The sequence below is a fragment of the Psychrobacter fjordensis genome, assembly GCF_904845995.1.
GTDB lineage: Bacteria > Pseudomonadota > Gammaproteobacteria > Pseudomonadales > Moraxellaceae > Psychrobacter > Psychrobacter fjordensis.
This window is the reverse complement of sequence record NZ_CAJGYP010000001.1, coordinates 1483756-1503236: the sequence shown is the minus strand read 5'-3', so window position 1 is coordinate 1503236 and position 19481 is coordinate 1483756. Positions and strand designations below refer to the sequence as shown.

At 43.4% G+C, this 19481-nt stretch carries 17 protein-coding genes; 7 read left to right on the top strand and 10 right to left on the bottom strand.

The features are described 5' to 3' along the window. Nucleotides 1–250: 250 nt before the first annotated feature. Complete coding sequence (locus JMW61_RS06295; protein ID WP_201549978.1) at nucleotides 251–1705, bottom strand: Na+/H+ antiporter family protein; 1455 nt, start codon at nucleotides 1703–1705, stop codon at nucleotides 251–253. 386 nt (nucleotides 1706–2091) lie between these two features. Next, on the bottom strand, nucleotides 2092–5025 hold the full coding sequence (locus JMW61_RS06290) for a valine--tRNA ligase (protein WP_201549977.1): 2934 nt from the start codon (nucleotides 5023–5025) through the stop codon (nucleotides 2092–2094). Nucleotides 5026–5342: 317 nt separating this feature from the next. On the opposite strand from JMW61_RS06290, the gene JMW61_RS06285 reads away from it, so the two are divergent. Further along, on the top strand, nucleotides 5343–6455 hold the full coding sequence (locus tag JMW61_RS06285) for a formate/nitrite transporter family protein (protein ID WP_227687370.1): 1113 nt from the start codon (nucleotides 5343–5345) through the stop codon (nucleotides 6453–6455). A 159-nt stretch (nucleotides 6456–6614) separates the two neighbouring features. Here JMW61_RS06285 and JMW61_RS06280 read toward each other — a convergent pair whose 3' ends face one another. The 7 genes from JMW61_RS06280 to JMW61_RS06250 form a co-directional block, all read right to left on the bottom strand. Continuing rightward, entirely contained in the window at nucleotides 6615–7538 is a 924-nt protein-coding gene (locus JMW61_RS06280) for a bile acid:sodium symporter family protein (RefSeq protein ID WP_110924069.1), read from the bottom strand. A 357-nt stretch (nucleotides 7539–7895) separates the two neighbouring features. Further along, entirely contained in the window at nucleotides 7896–8129 is a 234-nt protein-coding gene (locus tag JMW61_RS06275) for a hypothetical protein (protein ID WP_201549976.1), read from the bottom strand. A 299-nt stretch (nucleotides 8130–8428) separates the two neighbouring features. Next, on the bottom strand, nucleotides 8429–8899 hold the full coding sequence (locus JMW61_RS06270) for a YbjQ family protein (RefSeq protein WP_110924071.1): 471 nt from the start codon (nucleotides 8897–8899) through the stop codon (nucleotides 8429–8431). 49 nt (nucleotides 8900–8948) lie between these two features. Continuing rightward, nucleotides 8949–9413 carry a YbjQ family protein gene (locus JMW61_RS06265; protein WP_201549975.1) on the bottom strand — a complete coding sequence of 155 codons (465 nt, stop codon included), beginning with the start codon at nucleotides 9411–9413 and terminating at the stop codon, nucleotides 8949–8951. Between the two features lie 94 nt (nucleotides 9414–9507). Next, nucleotides 9508–10065 carry a YecA/YgfB family protein gene (locus JMW61_RS06260; protein ID WP_110924074.1) on the bottom strand — a complete coding sequence of 186 codons (558 nt, stop codon included), beginning with the start codon at nucleotides 10063–10065 and terminating at the stop codon, nucleotides 9508–9510. Nucleotides 10066–10358: 293 nt separating this feature from the next. Then, entirely contained in the window at nucleotides 10359–10595 is a 237-nt protein-coding gene (locus tag JMW61_RS06255) for a PA3496 family putative envelope integrity protein (RefSeq protein ID WP_110924075.1), read from the bottom strand. A 212-nt stretch (nucleotides 10596–10807) separates the two neighbouring features. Next, nucleotides 10808–12295, bottom strand: a complete 1488-nt coding sequence (locus tag JMW61_RS06250; RefSeq protein ID WP_201549974.1) for a hypothetical protein — start codon at nucleotides 12293–12295, stop codon at nucleotides 10808–10810. A gap of 517 nt (nucleotides 12296–12812) precedes the next feature. Here JMW61_RS06250 and serB point away from each other — a divergent pair. The 6 genes from serB (at nucleotide 12813) to hemJ (ending at nucleotide 18485) form a co-directional block, all read left to right on the top strand. Beyond that, entirely contained in the window at nucleotides 12813–14003 is a 1191-nt protein-coding gene (serB, locus tag JMW61_RS06245; RefSeq protein WP_201549973.1) for a phosphoserine phosphatase SerB, read from the top strand. Nucleotides 14004–14242: 239 nt separating this feature from the next. Further along, nucleotides 14243–15229, top strand: coding sequence for a DUF368 domain-containing protein (locus JMW61_RS06240; protein ID WP_201549972.1), 987 nt, complete (start codon nucleotides 14243–14245; stop codon nucleotides 15227–15229). 226 nt (nucleotides 15230–15455) lie between these two features. Then, nucleotides 15456–15857: an AciT family ciprofloxacin tolerance protein gene (gene aciT / locus JMW61_RS06235; protein WP_227681489.1), complete on the top strand. Its 402-nt coding sequence runs from the start codon at nucleotides 15456–15458 to the stop codon at nucleotides 15855–15857. A 179-nt stretch (nucleotides 15858–16036) separates the two neighbouring features. After that, a complete protein-coding gene (locus JMW61_RS06230) occupies nucleotides 16037–16543 on the top strand; it encodes an SCP2 sterol-binding domain-containing protein (RefSeq protein ID WP_197218166.1) in 507 nt (168 codons plus the stop codon). A 209-nt stretch (nucleotides 16544–16752) separates the two neighbouring features. Further along, complete coding sequence (bioB, locus tag JMW61_RS06225) at nucleotides 16753–17904, top strand: biotin synthase BioB (protein ID WP_201549971.1); 1152 nt, start codon at nucleotides 16753–16755, stop codon at nucleotides 17902–17904. A gap of 146 nt (nucleotides 17905–18050) precedes the next feature. Beyond that, nucleotides 18051–18485 (top strand): protoporphyrinogen oxidase HemJ, encoded by a 435-nt coding sequence (hemJ, locus tag JMW61_RS06220; protein ID WP_197218164.1) that lies wholly within the window; start codon nucleotides 18051–18053, stop codon nucleotides 18483–18485. 159 nt (nucleotides 18486–18644) lie between these two features. Here hemJ and JMW61_RS06215 read toward each other — a convergent pair whose 3' ends face one another. After that, a complete protein-coding gene (locus JMW61_RS06215) occupies nucleotides 18645–19292 on the bottom strand; it encodes a hypothetical protein (protein ID WP_201549970.1) in 648 nt (215 codons plus the stop codon). Nucleotides 19293–19481 lie beyond the last annotated feature (189 nt).

Here is a 19481-nt window from a genome sequence, read left to right as displayed (position 1 = left end):
GAAAGTAGTACAAGGCAACCGAGTGCAGATGTATATCAAATACTTCAAGCGAGGTTAACGCTGTCATACTTCTATAGTGGAATGCTTATAGTCTATCTTGTCTGATAATTACCTAATAGACAATAAAAAACGCCATCACAATTGTGACGGCGTTTTTTATTTATACAGATACTTTTATACTAATTACAACGCTTTCAACTGCTCCGTCTGCGCCGTCATTGCCATCAACTGCCCTTCACACTCAGCCAGTTTAGCCTAACAGCCATACCACAGCGACCAAAGTAAATAGCAGCATACCAATATTGGCATGGAAGAAAGTCGGAATCACACTGTCTTTAATATGGTCATGCTGTCCATCAGCATTTAAACCAGCAGTCGCACCAAGCGTAAGTGTAGACGCAGGCGAACCCGCATCACCCAATGCCGCAGACGCACCAAGCATAGCCAGTGTCGCTAATGGAGAAAAACCAAGCGCTACGCATAATGGAATATAAATCGGCGCCAAAATCGGTACAGAGGCAAATGAATCACCAAAACCAATAGTGATAAATAAACCCACGATTAGCATCATTGCAGCACCGAACAGCTTATTGTCACCTAAAATCTGAGTAGCAGAAGCAACTAATGGATCGATGTCACCTGTGGCCGTTAATACCGCACCGAAACTGGAGGCAACAGTAATAATCACGGCGATTTCAGCCATTAATCGAACGCCTTGAGTAAATACATCATCCTGAGCCCGCCAACGATAAATACCAGAGAAGCCAAGAATCATAAATCCTATCATTGCGCCAATAAACAATGAGTCAAAATACATTTGGAACAGTAATACCACTATCACTGCCAATGCGGTAAATAGCAAAGGCTGTAACCCTATTTCTATTTTTTCTTGATCGGTAAATGCTGATATTTCTTGTTTTTGTGATTCGATATAAGCGCGTGGCTTACGATACGTGATAAAGACAGCAACCAGCATGCCAGCCAAAATACCCATCACTGGAAAAAACATCGCTTTAGGCGCCATACTCGTTGTGGCAACAAACCCAGATGCTGCACCCACCGTATTAAAATTTTCTAATAAAATTTCATTGAGATAAATCGCACCAAAGCCAAACGGTAATAATAGATAAGACGCACTGATACCACAAGCCAGAATACAAGCGATGGCACGACGGTCAATTTGCAGACGATTCATCAATCCAAGTAATGGCGGGATAAGTACTGGAATAAAAGCAATATGTACTGGAATCAAGTTTTGTGAGAGTAATGAGGCGACAATGAACAGTATAAACAGCATCCATTTAACCTGTTTGCGTACATGAGCACCTTCACGATTTAGGCTACGAGCCATTTTCTGCGCCACCCAATCAAGCACACCACTCCTCGACAGTGCAACGGCAAATGCACCGACCATGATATAAGTCATACCTACCTGCGCACCACTGAGTAAGTTGTCATTCAATACTTGCAAGATATCTGGAAACGCCATTTGTGCATGCAGACCACCTAGCAAAGCCGCTGATACCAAAGAAACCGCAACAGGAATCTTGATAAGACAGAATACAACCATGAGTACAATGGCCAACACCACAGCATTGATCGGAATAGACAGCAGCGACAACAGTCCATAAATAGCCGCTAAAGCAACCAGTACAGGTAACGCTCGACTAAGAAAAAACGTATCATCTCGATAAGCAGCTAACATAATATCCCTCAAAATAATGTTTCAAATAAATCAAATGGGTAAAGTGAACTCAAAAATAAAAAAACAGCATGCAATATACACCCCTTAACGCTGAGTAGTCATTCCTATTTGGCTACTAACGTATTACTACTCTTTAACAGTGTACGTTTGGACGACGTTAGTTGATTTCAGATATAGTCAGCGAACTACTAAACCGCTACGGTGTTACCCTCCCTAGAGGTACTATATGTATAATCTGCGGTCGGCTGCCTTGTAGCTGTTTTAGATTTCTTTGACTATATCTTACGTCCATCAAGTAGACATCTTACTGGCCGTCATCCTGACAATAAAAAACGCCATCACAGTTGTGATGGCGTTTTTTATTCATACAGCTATTGTCATAGCAATTACAGGTTCTTTAACTCTTCCATCTGTGCCGTCATCGCGGTCAACTGCCCTTCTAGCTCAGCCAGTTTCGCCTTTTCCGCATCGACTACTTCTATAGGTGCTTTACTGACAAAACCTTCATTACCAAGCTTACGAGCGATACCTTCAGATTGACCTTTCAACTTATCATACGACTTACCTAAGCGTGCTAGCTCAGCCGTAGGATCAATCAGACCTTTCATCGGTACGAGTACCCGTAGCTGACCGACCATACTTGATGATGACAACGGTACTTCATCGCCTTCTTTGACGATCTCTAAGCTCTCGACTTTGGCAAGCGCTTTGAACTGGTTTTTGATACGTGACAGACGCGCATCTTCATCAGCGGAGATATTTTGTAGTAGCACTGGCAGACGTACCGCATTGCCCAGTTTCATCTCACCACGGATGTTACGGACGCTAGCAATTAGCTCCTGTAGCCACGCCATATCCGCTTCTACCTGCTCACTGATTTGTGCATCATCCGTTTTTGGATAGTCAGCGACCACGATGCTGTCCGTGTTTTTACGACCCAGTAGCGGTGCAACCGTCTGCCAGATTTGCTCGGTCAGATACGGCATGATTGGATGGCTAAAGCGTAACGCCGTCTCTAGCACGTGCAGCAGTACATAGCGGATTTGCGCTTTACGTTCGTCCGATACCGAGTCATCGTTTAGACTGGCTTTGGCAAGCTCAACGTACCAATCACAGTACTCATTCCAGATGAACTCATAGATATCTTGGCTGACCATATCGAGACGATACTGAGCGAAATGCTGATGGATATCAGCAACGGTAGAGTTCAGACGACTCATGATCCATTTTTCTGGCAACTCCCAAACCTCAGGATTCGCCGCTTGGTCGATAGGCTTGGCATTGCCTTCGCTATCAACACAGTTCATGAGTACGAAACGGCTGGCGTTCCAAATTTTATTACAGAAATTACGATAGCCCTCGACACGCTTTAGATCAAAGTTAATATCGCGACCGGTACTAGCTAAGGATGTAAAGGTAAAGCGCAATGCATCCGTACCAAAGGCTGGGATGCCTTCTGGGAATTCTTTACGCGTTTGTTTTTCGATTTTGGCCGCATCTTTTGGATTCATCATATTGCTGGTGCGCTTTTCTACCAATGCTTCTAGATCAATACCGTCGATCAGGTCAATTGGATCTAAAACGTTACCTTTCGATTTTGACATTTTTTGACCATTGCCATCACGTACCAGACCATGCACATAGACGGTCTTAAACGGTACTTGCGGCGTGCCGTCTTCGTTTTTCACGAAGTGCATGGTCATCATGATCATGCGAGCCACCCAAAAGAAGATAATGTCAAAACCTGTCACGAGCACGCTGGTTGGGTGAAAGGTGTCCATCACGCGTGGATCAGCGTTAACGTCTGCCCAGTCAAGCGTACTGAACGTCCATAGACCAGAGCTGAACCATGTATCGAGCACGTCATTGTCTTGGCGTAACACGACATCATCGCTGAGACTATACTTGCTACGTACTTCGGCTTCGTCACGGGCGACATAGATTTCACCCGTCGCATCGTCATACCATGCAGGGATACGATGTCCCCACCAGAGCTGACGGCTGATACACCAATCTTGCAGATCGGTCATCCATGACATATACATGTTTTTGTACTGCGCAGGGACGAACTCAATGCTGCCGTCTTCTACCGCGTCAATCGCAGGCTTGGCAAGCTCTTTAACAGCGACATACCATTGATCGGTCAACCACGGCTCAACGATCGTGCCGCCACGCTCAGCACGCGGAGCTTTTAGTGCGTAGTCTTCGATGTCTTCTAGCCAGCCCTGCTCGCCTGCTTGCGCTACAAGGAACTTACGAGCGGCAAAACGCTCAAGTCCTGCGTACTCGCTTGGCGTGGTTTCTAGCTCTGGCTCACGCGTCTGCAGATCAGGATAGACTTCCATCGCTGGTAGGATATTGGCGCGCTCATCGAGAATATTAATCAATGGCAAGCTGTGACGACGACCCAATTCATAATCGTTAAAATCATGCGCTGGGGTGATTTTGACACAACCTGTACCGAAGTCTTTTTCGACATAATCATCAGCGACGATAGGCACGACGCGACCCGTGATTGGCAAAGTAATGGTTTTGCCAACTAGGTGTGCATAACGCTCATCGCTAGGATTGACTGCGACAGCCGTATCACCGAGTAAAGTCTCAGGACGTGTGGTGGCGACGACCAGATAGTTTTTACCATCTTGGGTCGTTAAATCTTTATCCGTGAAATGATAGCGGAAATGCCACAAGCTGCCTTTTTCATCGTGGTTTTCTACTTCTAAATCAGATAATGCGGTTTGGAATTTTGGATCCCAGTTGACCAAACGCTTACCACGATAGATAAGTCCATCGTCGAACAGGCGTACGAACACTTCTTTTACCGCATTGGACAGGCCATCATCCATGGTAAAGCGCTCACGCGACCAATCAACCGAGCTGCCCAAACGGCGAATTTGGCTGGTGATATTGCCGCCCGACTCTTCTTTCCATTCCCATACTTTATCGATGAAGTCTTCACGCGTCATATCACGGCGCTTGATACCTTGCGCCTCTAAACGACGCTCAACGACCATTTGGGTGGCGATACCAGCATGATCCGTACCTGGCTGCCACAGCGTATTGTCACCATCCATGCGGTGATAACGCGTGAGCGCATCCATGATCGCGTTGTTAAAACCATGACCCATGTGTAGTGAGCCAGTGACGTTTGGTGGCGGCAACGCGATAGAAAATGACTCGTCTTTGTCAAAAGTCGGCTGAAAATAGCCGCTTTCTTCCCAGCCCTGATACATGCCTGCTTCGACTTCCGCAGGGTTATAGGCGTTTTCAAGTTGGCTTAAGGCCGCTTGGATAGAGGCGGTTAGGTTGTGGTTACTCATAATGGCATTATCTTTTATTGATTGAATGTGATCAAAGTTAATTGAATTAAAGCGAATATAAAAATTAGGAAAATCATGAATAGAGTGATTTTAACGCAGATAGGCAGATTTTGTTAGATGGTAAGGCAATTTATAAAGCCTGAAGACAGTTTTTGAGCAAATTATTAAACAATTAACAACAGCAATCGGCTCAATGCTAAACATAATCAGCGATCGTCGTACGATAGAATATAGCTTCTGTCTCAATATAGTTTCTGCCTCTACGTTCGATACCTCTTATATAGCAAAACTATTATCTTCTAACCAGTGAGTTTACCGTGCCCCAAGATATTGATAGTCATACTGAACATCAGAAAGACTTGCAGACCTCATCTACAGATTATGAGCACTTGGCTGATGACAGTCATAAAGAAGACCATCAAGAAAATAGTCAAAAAGAATCTCAAGAAAGCAGTCCCAATGGCAAAGCTAATGACAATAATAATGAGAACACCAATGAGACAAACGTCACTGAAGACCTCAAAGATAATGATCTGCCAGAAGAAATCAGTGACGAAGACAAAGAAACCATCAAAAAAGTCGCCAATGATGACAATTTGAGTCATGCAAAAAGCTATGCCAGTATCTTAGTTGAGCAAGTCATGGATGCCAAAGAAACCTTTGAGCGCTCGCTTGGCTCACTATTCACCAGTGCTTTTACCGCTGGGCTTGAGATTGGTATTAGCTTCTTTATGATTTTATCGGCTTTTGCGCTCCTTAGCAGAGTACTACCCAGTGAATACGCCCTCGTACTCGCCTCGTTACTTTACCCCATCGGCTTTATTATCGTTGTCATTGGTCAGTCACTATTGTTTACCGAACAAACATCCCTCTTAAGTCTACCAGTACTCAACGGTATTGAACCGTTAACTAAGTTGCTACGTCTATGGGGCATCGTGATCGCTGGTAACGTCGTTGGTGGTTGTTTATTTGCTGCGTTAATGATTGGCCTCGGTTTGAACATGCAGTTGTTCAGCGTCAGCGACATTGACGCGTATGCCAAGCATGTCTTAGGATTTGAATGGTGGGTGATATTTGGTAGTGCAGTATTGGCAGGTTGGATGATGGGCGTGACGGCATGGCTTGTGACCTCGGCACGCGATACACTGAGCCGCATTGTCTTAGTTACCATCATTACGGGCAGTATCGGATTTTTGGGTTTACATCACAGTATCGTAGGTAATATCGAAGTATTTTCAGCGTTACTGTACGGCAATACCGTCAGCCTATGGCGCTATTTAGTCTTCTTGGCAGTGGTACTGGTGGGCAATACGGTCGGTGGCGTGGTGTTTGTCGCAGTACTGAAAAACCGCACGTTCTTGTTTGAAATTGAAAAAGTAAAAGAGCAGACAGCCAATGCTAAAGAAAGAGTAGATATACGTCATCGTTAAGCTCTATTATTAACCCTGTCTTGCGCTATGTTCTATAGATTGTATGTAATGAAATATAGTCGCCATAAATGCAAAAACCCCATAACAAGCGTTGAAACATCAAGCCAGTTATGGGGTTCAGTCAATTAAAAGACGATTGAGTGATTTATAGTCTTAAGTTTAAAGTCTGCGTGCTGCCATCACACTACTGTCTATTTCAGTTTGCTTCGCCTTATTGTGTTGCGCACTGAATACTCTCACCATAATACCTGCGGTTAAGAACATGATTAGCGTATAAATAGCTGGCGTCAGCGACATTTTGTAATTGGCCAATAGTGTCAATGCCATAAACATCGAAAGCGTACTGTTCTGCAGACCGACTTCCATGGTAATCGATCTTCTTTGTGCTGGATTCAGACCAAACCATTTACTGGTGTAATAACCAAGCGCCATCGTTGACACGTTCAATATCAATGATACAGGGCCAGTGGCTATCAAGGCTTCTACGATGATGTCTTTTTGCACATAGCTTAAGAATAGAACCAAGAAGCTCAGGAATATCACGCCAAAACGAGAAACCATGACCTGTGTTTTATCTGCAACCGTAGGCGCATAGCGTTTGATCAGCATACCAACGCTCACAGGTAAGATAGTTAGAGCAATCAAGCTGACCATGGTTTTAACCACTGGCAACTGAAACTCACTACCCGCGCCCATGAAGTACACGAGCGAAAAACTGAGGACGATAGGAATGGTAAACACGGTAATGACGCTTGCAATAGCGGTCATGGTGACCGACAGTGCGACGTCACCTTTGGCCAGATAAGTGAATAGGTTGGATGTGGTGCCGCCAGGACAAAGCACCAGTAACATAACCCCAACGGCATATTCAGGTTCTAGGGACATCGAGGTTGCCAAAGCAAAACCAACCAATGGTAAGAAGATCAGCTGATTAGTGAGTCCTATTGCGACTGCTTTGGGGTATTTGACGACTCTTTTAAAGTCATTGGTAACTAAGGATAGACCCATCCCCATCATGATCAAAAAGATACCAATGGGAATGACTTTTGAATTTACAAACGTGACTAACTCCACACCTTCCATAACTACATCCTTGTAGATAGAGCCCTTACATAGGCAGTTTTATGACAACTTTGTGATGCTTAATCAGCCAATCCTGCTGAGATTTTGGGTAAAAGCCATCGACGTTATCAATGTTTTGTATGACAACATTACTTGACAGCATTCCATGCCATCTTTCACATATATTCAGTAATCGTAATAGAGCGGTAACATAAAGTATATCGTTGTAAAGGCAGCTTTATCTATTTTATTCAACTACTCACCAGTCAGTATTCAAACGTAGGATATTCGCCATATAAAAGTATAGGAAAACTTTAAGGTATAGCCTTATTTATATTGTTAGGCTTAAAACGAGCAGATTTGCCGCTAAGAAAAGAATCAATCACACCCGCCGCCATCGCCACCGCTGTCACCACAAGAATCATTGCTGCTATATCCGCTATGATTACTGTTACTGTTGTTGATGTCATCTCCAGCAGATGAGCTTGAAGTACGCTTTGAAAGCTTTGTACGACTAGACCAGAGCATCACTTTAAACACACCATAAAATATCAATAGCCCAAAAACAATCTGTAAAAGTAGCAGGAAGCCCCAGAAGAAAAGTTCAAGCATAATATAGTCGACCCTCTATGATTTCTTGTTAGACATTGATAGCAACGCAAGGATAACTAGGGTGTGTCCTCAATTCAAACGAGTGCCCTCTAAATGGGCTAAAAATAGCTAAATTTTGCCAAACATCGTCAAATATCTGGTTAATATCCCGATATTATCTGTGCTATTTTCCTCGTTTGACTGCAATTTACCTTATTTTGATCATCATTTTTAAAATGAGGACACACCCTAAGACAAGTGATTATTTTGGGGATAAAAAGGAAGGTAAGATTAAGAATATATCTTAGATTGGCAGGGCTTTAGTGACGGTCAGTACTGATGACTGCCGTACCATAGGCGATGGCTTCTACCATGCTGCCTAGTTGATTGACGTTAGTCACCTCAAGGCGTAGACCATAAATATGATTACAACCTTTAGCATTGGCCTCGGTACGCATCCGTACGATAGCCTCACGACGGGCGCGATCTAATAACGTCTCGTAGGTGGTCAGGTTTTTACCAAAGATACTTAAGACACGGGCGATAATCATTTTGAAGTAATCTTGACCAATCACCACACTACCCAGTACCAACTCACCCTGACTATTAGCCGCAATATTAGGACGATAAAAGCGTTCGCTTGACACAATGATATGACTCAGTGCTTGCTCATCGATGCTCAATTGTGCCAAATGCTGACGCTCGTGACGCGTGCCAAAAAACCAACCAGCCGCGAATAACAGAACAAACGGTGCATAGTTGATGAGGAATTGGGTAAGGGAGTTGTTCATGGCACGTCTCTTATCATACAAAAGCATCAATGCTTTAAGATTCGGTTATCTAACCAAAAGGATTGAAACGTGGCAACTCATCAGTAGGTTCTGATGGTGGGGTTTGCGTGCTTGGGTGTTGACCTGAGTGATGCGATTGACCCGTTTGATAATGAGAATCGCTTGGCGGGTTTTGAGGTGATTGCTGCGGCATCGGTATTGCTTTGACAGCAGTACCATAAACAAATAGCTCAGAAGCTCCCTGCGCGATGCTAGAGGTCGAAAAACGCAAACCAACGACTGCATCAGCACCCAAAGATTCTGCCTTAACAATCATGCGGTCTATCGCTTCTTGACGCGACTCTTCTAACAGCTCGGTATAAGCTGTCAGCTCACCACCGACGATGTTTTTTAGTCCAGCAAACAAGTCTTTACCGACGTGCTTTGAGCGTACCGTACTGCCGTACACCACATCTAAACGCTCGGTGATTTGATAATTAGGTAAGTGTTCAAGATTAGAGAGCTGTACAGTCATGTTACGACCTTATCAGTGAGTTAAAGAGGTATAAAACTGCATGGAATATAATAAGCAGCGCTATTGATAGTACTGCTTATTAAATACAAAAATATTAATCGTTGGTATGAAACAACAAAAACAGCTCAGTCAAATTGCCTTCAATGCTATTGGCCATTTGCACCAGCTTATCTTCATCTTTACGCATCTCAGCAAGCTCTGGATCTTCGTCATCAATACCGCTCAATACGATCATTGGTAAGGTCAAAACCGCTACGTCTTCCGCGGTTTCTTCATCTTCAAACCAATCACTGGCTTCATCACCATACATCGCATCGACAAAGCCGATTGACCAAGCAACGATATCTGAGTCATCTGAAAAGTCAACGGCTACTTCTTCATCACCAGCGTCTTCACCAAACGGTAGCTCGATAGGCGTCTCGTTTTTTAACTCAGCGATGATCGAATCACGCCAGCGTGTGATGCCATCGATCACGTTTTCTGGAATCTCACTAGTGTGGCCTTCAAACAATGCATCCATCCAGTTAGGCAATGGACGACCAATGACTGTCGCCGTCAAAAAACCATGCGCAGCGACACTGTCGAGCACAAACTGGCTCTCTTGATTGTCCATATAGTCTAGTAATTCGTCAAAACTTAATTGGTTACTCATGGTGTAATTGTCCTTGAAAGGTGGATTGCGACAGTCTTAATAAATGCGCAATAAACGTTCAGTTACGTGCAAAATCAGTGATAATTTGAGGATAAAGGTCATTCGAATAAACATTCAAACAACCATTATAAAGTCAGAATTACTGCATAGAATAGACTGCTAGCTACTATAGAAAAGTAATAAATAAGATATCATCAACCTAATACTATTAGGCAATGAGCCATTATTACGTGGCTTTAGTCGGCTTAAACGACTGAATTTTCTTATATTGTGTGAGACCTTTATTCTAAAATTTAAAAGTCGTCATCATCCCAGTCATCGCCATCTTCATCGAAGTTATCGATGTCATCTAAATCGTCTTTTAGCTCTTTAGCCAACCGTTTTTCTTCTAACAAATTATCGATTAGACGACGTTTTTCAAGACTGCTTAAGCGCGTACGTACACTCGTCTCAGCCTCTTCCACCATCTTTGCATCATCATCATCGATGAAATCATCATCAAAATCGTTGTCAATATCAGCGTCACTCATGACAAACTCCTATCATTTTTGGCAAAGGTATTAAGAATACATTAATATATATATGCCTTATAAAGTCTCTACTGAACGTTGTCAATGCTTTTTATCACTATGGCCTATTTCGCCTATAATACCAAGATAATGACGCAGTCAATATAACAGACAATTGTGTACATAAAAACAAAAACAATTGCCGCTAATGAAACATCATTACACAGATACTATTAAGTATGTGATTCGTCTTCATTTTCAATCATCAGTACCGAATTTCGGACGTCAGCCAAGCGTTGAATCATTGAATCATTCCCACCATCGAATACGGCACATTCACGCTCATAAACGGTGGTTGGGCGCATGATACTCTGTACTTGTACATGATGGCTGATTTGCTTGAGTCCAGCATTCGGTAACAAGATCAGCATCTGCTCTTTTTTGCCAACGCTGTGCAGCAATTGCGTCATTGCATCACTTTGTGCATCATCACTGACACCCGCTTTGGCAGGTAATGCAAAGCGCGACAGCTCAATATGCTTGTCATGGATAATCTTATTAAGCATTAAATATAGCTTACCAAGCATCACGCCTGCTAACGCCACTTTGGCATGGCTGTTATCAGCCTTTAATAGCACACTCGCACCGCTGTCATCGAACTTAGGCTCATTTATCATGCTGACACCTAGCAACAATGGCTGTTTGAGTAGCTCAGTCGCTGCTTGGTTCAACAGCTGAGTGCATAATGCCAAATAAGGCAAGCGCTGGGCAGGTGCAAGACGCTCAAGCATATTGAACTCGTCATGGAATACAATCTGTACTCTCACGCTGTCAAATGCTCGTGTGGCAGACAATCGTGAAGCGCTATTAGATTTATGCGTACTACTGCCGCTCATTTCATCTTGCGTGCTTTCCGCTGCTAGATTTGCTACTTGGTCATCTGCCGCATCATCAATAGTCGTACTAGAATGAGCGGTATCGCTCGCCGCACTTTGATTCTGTTGTGTTCTTAAATACTGGTTAACTTCACTGTTTATATCAAACTTACGAAGGTCAGCTGGCTTATGCTCTGCGCCGTCTTCACCCAAGCTGCCCATTGTTTGAGAGTTATTTTCTTGGAGATCGTTTGTTTGACGGTCAGCTGAGCGGCGCTCGTGGTTACGGCTGCGCTGATCAATTTGCATATACTGCTCACGGTGCAAATCTTGGATATCACGACTGAGGGCGTTGATTTGCTCTTTGGTAGGACGGGCAAGATAGCCGTAAATTAACCAAAGCAATAAGTGCAATAACATAGTACCGATGACAAATGGCCATTGCATGGCGATAATCTCACCTTTGCTAATGTCCTTTAATGTCAGTGCCACACTACCAATCACAGCATCGCCGTTGGTAGCAATTTGACGAATCGTATCACCTTGCTGCATAGGCGCATTGCCGACTGGCACCAAGATATCGTCGTTATTGTCTGTAATCAAGATCTTCGTCACGTCTTGCTCGCTGGTATAGCGATTGGCAATCACGCTTAGACTGACACGGTCTTTATTTTCTAAAGACAACCTTGCCTCATCAATCAGCTGAGCAACCATCTGCTCGCCTTTTAACGCACGACTGTTGCTCAACTGTTGATCGGTGCTGATAACCAACAATAGAGTCTGCAAACAAAAACTAACCAGAAGAATAATGGCAAACAACCCTTGCCGCGGCGCTAAATACGTCATGATATGTTAAACTTTTTTGGATAAAAGAAATTAAAAAACAAGGCTATTGCTCATTTTTTGGCTATTTTAAAAAACGGTAATGCAGGCATCTTTTTGTAACGCGTGTCTTTATAACGTATATCTGGGTAAACCATCACTTATAGTCGATTCAATTTAAAAGAAGTACGAGTCAACCGAGTGTAGATGTATATGCGATACTTCAATCGAGGTTAACGCTGTCATACTTTTATAGTGGAAGGACTATAGGATAAACGACCGCATAGTAGACTTTTTATGACTAAACACATTATCATAAATACAGCTCGCTTATCCTATCTACTATATCACCATAATAAACCTTATAGCGTTAGCAGCTTTATAAATTTGTCATAATAATAACATTCAATTTCAAACGCTTTTCTGTCTGGTACAGCCCTTTTTAGTTAACCGTGATACTTTGCATGTCATCTATAGGCGCTGCCGAGGAAAGCTGCTATTATTCCCAATCTTATACGAGCATACAAGGGACAATTAAGCCATGCCAAACAATACATCTTATTCGTTACCAAAAGACAGCAAAGCATGGCAACAAGCCGTTGACTCAATTGCCTCGCTCCTACCTGATGGTACTGATATACAGGATTTTGACGCGCTACAGTCCCTACCCGTTTTTGCACTAATTGTGGTGCTACCGACCAAAGTATCAACCCTTGATATTCATCAATATGTGCAGTCTTGGGTCGATGAGCAGCCGAACTGGCATCTGGTCACTGTCGCTGAAGATACCGATGCAAGTTTTGTGAATATCACTGTCTCTGATACAGAACCAACAGATGGAAATGCACAGCGCCTTCCTTTTACACAGACACAAGTATTCCGCTATCTGCTGGTGCCGGTCACCGATACGCTCATGCATCCCGCCAAAAAAACCGCTGCCGCTCACATCATTGATGAGCAGCTGACCAGACGCTTGCGCCATGATTTGGCTGAAGCGTATAAGAGTACGAGCAGTGCTGACAGTACGGATAATTTGAATGTCGTTGATTGCCATATTTTATCTGTCGGTCATATGCTGCGTACTCATAAACTTGCCTGCTTCGATATGGACTCCACCTTAATCGAGCAAGAAGTCATCGTCGAGCTTGCCAAAACAGCAGGTATCGGTGAAGAAGTTGCCGCCATCACTGAATCGGCGATGCGCGGTGAGATCGATTTTGACGAATCTTTTGCCAAGCGTGTGGCACTATTAAAAGACATTCCAATTGACGTACTGGATGATATTTGTAGCCGCTTAACCTTATCGGTAGGCGCACGCACCACGATCAGTGCGCTCAAAGCATTGGGTTATCACACCGTATTGGTATCAGGCGGATTTACCTATTTTGCTCGCTATATCGCAGAGCAGTTGGGTATTGACGAAGTTCACGCCAACTTTTTAGATATTGACGAAGGCATGGTGACGGGCCACGTGCAATTACCTATCGTCAATGGTGCCAAAAAAGCCGCCATCGTCGAACACACGGCAGAGCGCTTAAGCATCGATATGTCACAAGTGGTCTGTATTGGTGACGGTGCTAATGATTTGCCGATGATGGCCATCGCTGATCTAGGGGTTGCCTATCACGCAAAACCTATCGTCCAAGCACGTGCTGATGCCGCAGTAAATGTGACCGGTCTTGAAGGCACGCTTTATGCCCTTGGTTATCCAGCACTTGCCCCTACTAAATAAATGCTAAATGCTCGCAATCGTATAAAAAGCTAGGTTAATGTCTTTGTCATTGATCTGGCTTTTATACTTCTAGCTTTTATATTTTGTTGCCACTGGTCATAGTGCTATTTTAATAAAACCATTTGAATATTACTGCCTGAGCATTACTTTGGTCTAACTATATTTTAGTCTAACGACACTTTAGTCTAACTACTATCACTCACTTTCAACGCTTATTTTAAATCAATCAAGGACTGTCCATGACGGCACCCCAATCATCCAAACCAAGCGAGTCGTCAGCACCGCAACCATTAGATGGCAGTGTTACTACTGACAACCCAAAACAGCTGTTAGGCGTTTATATCAAAGGAATGGCGATGGGTGCAGCCGATATCGTACCTGGCGTCTCTGGTGGTACTATTGCGCTGATTGCTGGTATTTATGAGCGATTGATTAATGCGCTTGGCAGTATTGGCCCCAAGCTCTGGCAGACATTCCGAAAGGAAGGTGGTATCAAAGGTTTGCTTGCGGTGTGGCGACAGGTCGATGCGACATTTTTATTATTCCTGTTATTAGGTATCGCCACCAGCTTTGCTACTTTGGCTGGCATGATTAAGTACTTGCTAGACAATCAACCACTGCTGATTTGGTCGTTCTTCTTTGGATTGGTCGTTGCAACCATATTTATATTATTAACTGAAATTAAGCGTTGGAATATAGGACGTATTGTCTTATTTGGCGTCGGTCTCGTCAGTGCCATGGTTATCAGCAGTTTGCCATTACTCACCACCACGCCAAGCTTGCCTTATTTGTTTTTTGCAGGGGCAATCGCGATTTGCGCCATGATATTACCGGGTATATCAGGCTCCTTTATCCTATTATTATTGGGTGCTTATGACACGGTATTAGAAGCCGTGCATACCCTGAACTTTACGGTTATTTTTACGCTTATGGCGGGTATGGTCACTGGACTTTTACTGTTCACTCACGCATTAAAATGGCTATTGGCTCGCTACTATCAAGCAACGCTAGCATTGCTCACCGGCTTTATCGCTGGCTCTTTGATGAAGATATGGCCGTGGAAAGTAGATATCTTGAACACCCTAGATAACGAAGCAATAAACAACGTCATGCCATGGCACTACCCTACTGGTCCTCACTGGATAAGTACCTTAGGATTGATGTTATTAGGTGCTGTGTTAGTGTCATTATTATCGTGGTGGGGCAAGCGTAACAACCATCATTAATAACAACGTTTAGTCGCTATTAATTAAAAAACCTCTTATTCCTCTCTAAGAATAAGCGCCGATCCTTACGGCGCTTACTCTCAAAATCTGCAATAGAAAATCATCAAAATATGCTAAAAAACCAAACGTCATCGGTTGTCGCAAACTCGCCTTTACCCTCTTTAGCTTTGCCTCGCAAACTTTCATAATGGTCTTATTGGAATTCACCTTATGAATAGCGAGATGAATGATGTTACTAACTATATTTTCTTTTATCGACATAGCGGCATGGAGCAATGCGGCTTTACTTGGTTACGGCTTATTGGCAGTGATAATAGCGGCACTCGCCTTCTCGTCACAGCGCTGGCTGCTATTATATCTATTTGGCGGTATGGCATATTGGCTAGGCGTAGAAGTCATTCACAGCATACTATCAAGTTGGCTGATGCTGTCAGAATTATCAGACTGGCACAGCTATATCATCGCCATGGGTATCAGCTGGCTGCCTTTAGCGGCTTGGGTCTTGTATCGGGCGCTACGTTATGAGGATGTCAGTCAATCGGTTCAGCTACAACGTGAGTTAGAGGCTGCACGTTATATCGAACATACGCCTGTCTACGATGATGACTACCAACCGCGCTTTCACTAATGCAGACAATCCTGTATCAATCATGCTGACGTCATCGAATGTTACAAGATACTTAACGCTCTCTACGTAACTCCTAAAGAATAACAACCTATCCATCGTTTATAATGTAATTATATATTTGTCGCAAAAATTGTTATAAAGTACGCATTATTTTGCGTCTCATTTTTAGGAGTTCGATTATGTTTACTATTCCTGTTCTAGATATTAAGTCTGATCCTTTAGACGTGTTATTGGCTGTGATCGGTTACCGTTTATCTATGCTAGCTGATAGCGACGATGACGCTGTCCAAAAGCTATTCGCTGATCGTAATGTCACGATTGAGCTTGCCAGCACCGAAGCGGACATCGCCCGTTATTTTGTCTTTGATAATGGGAGCTTCAACCAATATAGTGGTCATGCAAAAGCAGCAGACCTGACTATCAACTTTAAAGACTCTATGACTGGTGTTAAGCTATTGACCAAAGGTAACCTTCCAGCCTTTATGACAGCGGTTCAAGAAGGAAATTTAAGCATCGAGGGCGACTACAGCCTCATGATGTGGTTTAATAAGCTTGCCAAGCATATCGTTCCAGCGGTGCCAGAAGAGTGCAAACCTTATCTGGACAAAGCAAAGCCTTACGCTTATAAAGCACAAAACTTTGCAAACCATTGGATTGGTGTTGCCAAGCACAAACTGGGTAAATAACCAGATACAAATAATTAGAACGTTAAATAGCAAACTGATCATCAAATAGTTACTATTGACCTACTTTATTGTATTCAATATAAATACTATTTAGCAGCACTCTGATTTTCTAAAAAGGTTACGGTATACTATATCGCAGCCTTTTTTATTATTTTAAAAATACAAAAACATTTAGATGTACCCAATACCGTTATAAAAGGATTTATCTCATGGCAGGATTACTTAACATCTCAGAACCCAATGCCGATAGCCACACTGAGACACTCAATCATCAAAACAGTAGCGATGATTTTTTGGCCAGTTTAGCCACCGATGCCAACCAACCAACGCCACATAAGCATAGCCGCGAAGAAATCGCCGCACTGTTTGATTTGCCTTTGATGGATTTGTTGTTGCAAGCACAAACGATACATCGGGCGAACTTTACTGCCAATGAAGTACAAATCAGCACCTTGCTCTCTATCAAAACAGGTAACTGCCCTGAAGATTGCGGCTACTGCTCACAATCAGGTCATCATCGCGATACCACCAAACTACAAGCAGAGAAACGCATAGAAGTGGACAAAGTCATTGCTGCTGCTAAACGTGCTAAAAACAGTGGCTCGTCACGCTTCTGCATGGGTGCGGCATGGAAACACCCAAGTGCAAAAGACATGCCTTACGTGGTTGAGTTAGTTAAAGAAGTTAAGGCATTGGGGCTTGAGACCTGTATGACGCTTGGTATGTTAGATACCAATCAAGCAACGCAGTTGGCGGATGCCGGATTAGACTACTATAATCATAATCTAGATACCTCACGCAGCTATTATGAACAAGTCGTCAGCACGCGCAGCTATGACGAGCGATTAAATACGATAGACAATGTGCGCAACTCAGGCATCAATGTCTGTAGCGGTAATATCGTTGGTATGGGCGAGAGCCGTGATGACCGTATCGATTGGGTACACGAACTGCTAAAAATGCCAAAAGCGCCAGAGTCAATCCCAGTCAACTTGCTCGTACCTATCGCCGGCACACCCATCGGCGACAAAGTACTTGCCGAAGGTCAGCTGTCTGTACTTGAATGGATTCGTACCATTGCCGTGGCGCGTATTTGCTGCCCGACCAGCTATGTGCGTCTATCTGCTGGCCGCGAAAGCCTCTCTGACTCTGAACAAGCCTTGGCCTTTATGGCAGGTGCCAACTCGTTCTTTTATGGCGATAAACTGCTGACAACTGGAAATGCCAGTCAATCAGGCGATGACAGACTCATGCGTGAACTTGGCCTAACAAAGCAGTTTGCTGCACCAAGAGCTCCTAAAGTATTGCCTGTAATGGACGCGATGAATGGTCATCAAACACAAGTCGTATTGGCTGACTAGTTTGAAGGTGTGCAGTTAGTGTTCATCAATAATCTGCATTGCACTTGCGTTTGGGCTGTGTCATCCATTAGCCCTTATAACAAGCATATGAAAATAAGCCTAGGGTGTGTCCTCATTTCAAATGGCTGATAACAAGAGATTAAGTAATGGCAGATTATTTTAACTGGATTAAAGCGGCACATATTATTTCTATGGTTTGCTGGTTTGCGGCAATTTTCTACTTGCCGCGCCTGTTTGTCTATCATGCGATGAGTGATGACACTATCAGCCAAGAACGCTTTACCATTATGGAGCGTAAGCTGTATCGTGGCATTATGACGCCATCGATGATAGCGACATGGGTCTTTGGTCTATGGATGTTAGGTCTGGGTTGGGACGTGTATAAAACTCAAGGTTGGCTGCACGTTAAGCTCTTGCTAGTGGTATTACTATCTGGCTATCATGGTGCATGCGGGCTATATCGCAAAAAACTGATTGATAACCCACATTATAAATCTCATAAGTTTTGGCGCTGGTTTAATGAAATACCAGTGTTTGCGTTGATATTTATCGTCATCTTAGTTGTGGTAAAACCTTTCTGAAATTAGCGCCGACACTAGCAGAATAATTGATACCCACAAACTAAAAGCGTCCGCCACTTTATCAGTGACGGACGCTTTTTTTGACCTATTATCTCTAGTAGCTTGAACAACTCTGAAACCGCTGACCCTATTTCTGAAGTTGGTATCAAACGTTAAATATTAAACACTAGGGCGCATGATTTGATAAACATTACTCAAGTCATAAACACGGTAACGAGCTGGCTCACGGCGGTTTTCTCCCGCATAACTTAATATTAGCGCTTGCTTGGCACGCTCATCGACCCAGCCCACGAACAGTCCACTGTGCTCAACGTTATTATAGCCATGATTGATATAATAGAGCCAATCTCCAACCTCAATCTCTCCACTATTGGCATAAGGGCCTTGACCATAAGTGCCTTTGTGAATGGTATCGCGCGTCACCCCTGCCCGATTAAATACAGCATTTAAGTAGTCCCAGCAGCCACCTTGAATGATAGTACGCTCGTTTAGGGCCATCTTGCGTGCAGTACTGACTACTTCACGTGCGGCCAGACTACTTTGGGTCTCCGCACTACTCAATAGCGGTAAATACTCACTATCGATATTGTCATAATCACCAGATAAAAATGCAGGTAGTACTGTAGGCGTTTGACGAGATACATCTGGATAGCGATAAGAAGTATTACTCGTTGATTGAGTAGATTTTTGAGCGATCAGTGTGCTCATACTATCTGCGTGAGCTGGGCCAACCAAACCAAAGGTCAATAATAAAAGACTGCACGACGCTGTAACCGACGACGACATAGACATAGGCAAACGCGACATGACTAACTCCTTGTCAATAAAATATAAATGACAGCATAAAAATAGTAGTGGATGAATTTCCAACCCTACTTATAAACTATTTAGACGAAAAGTTGCAAGTATCATTCGAAATATTTAAATATTAAACACGACATAAGAAGTTTTGACTCACTACTTACTATTCAAATTAAGTTGGGTTATTATCTTTTC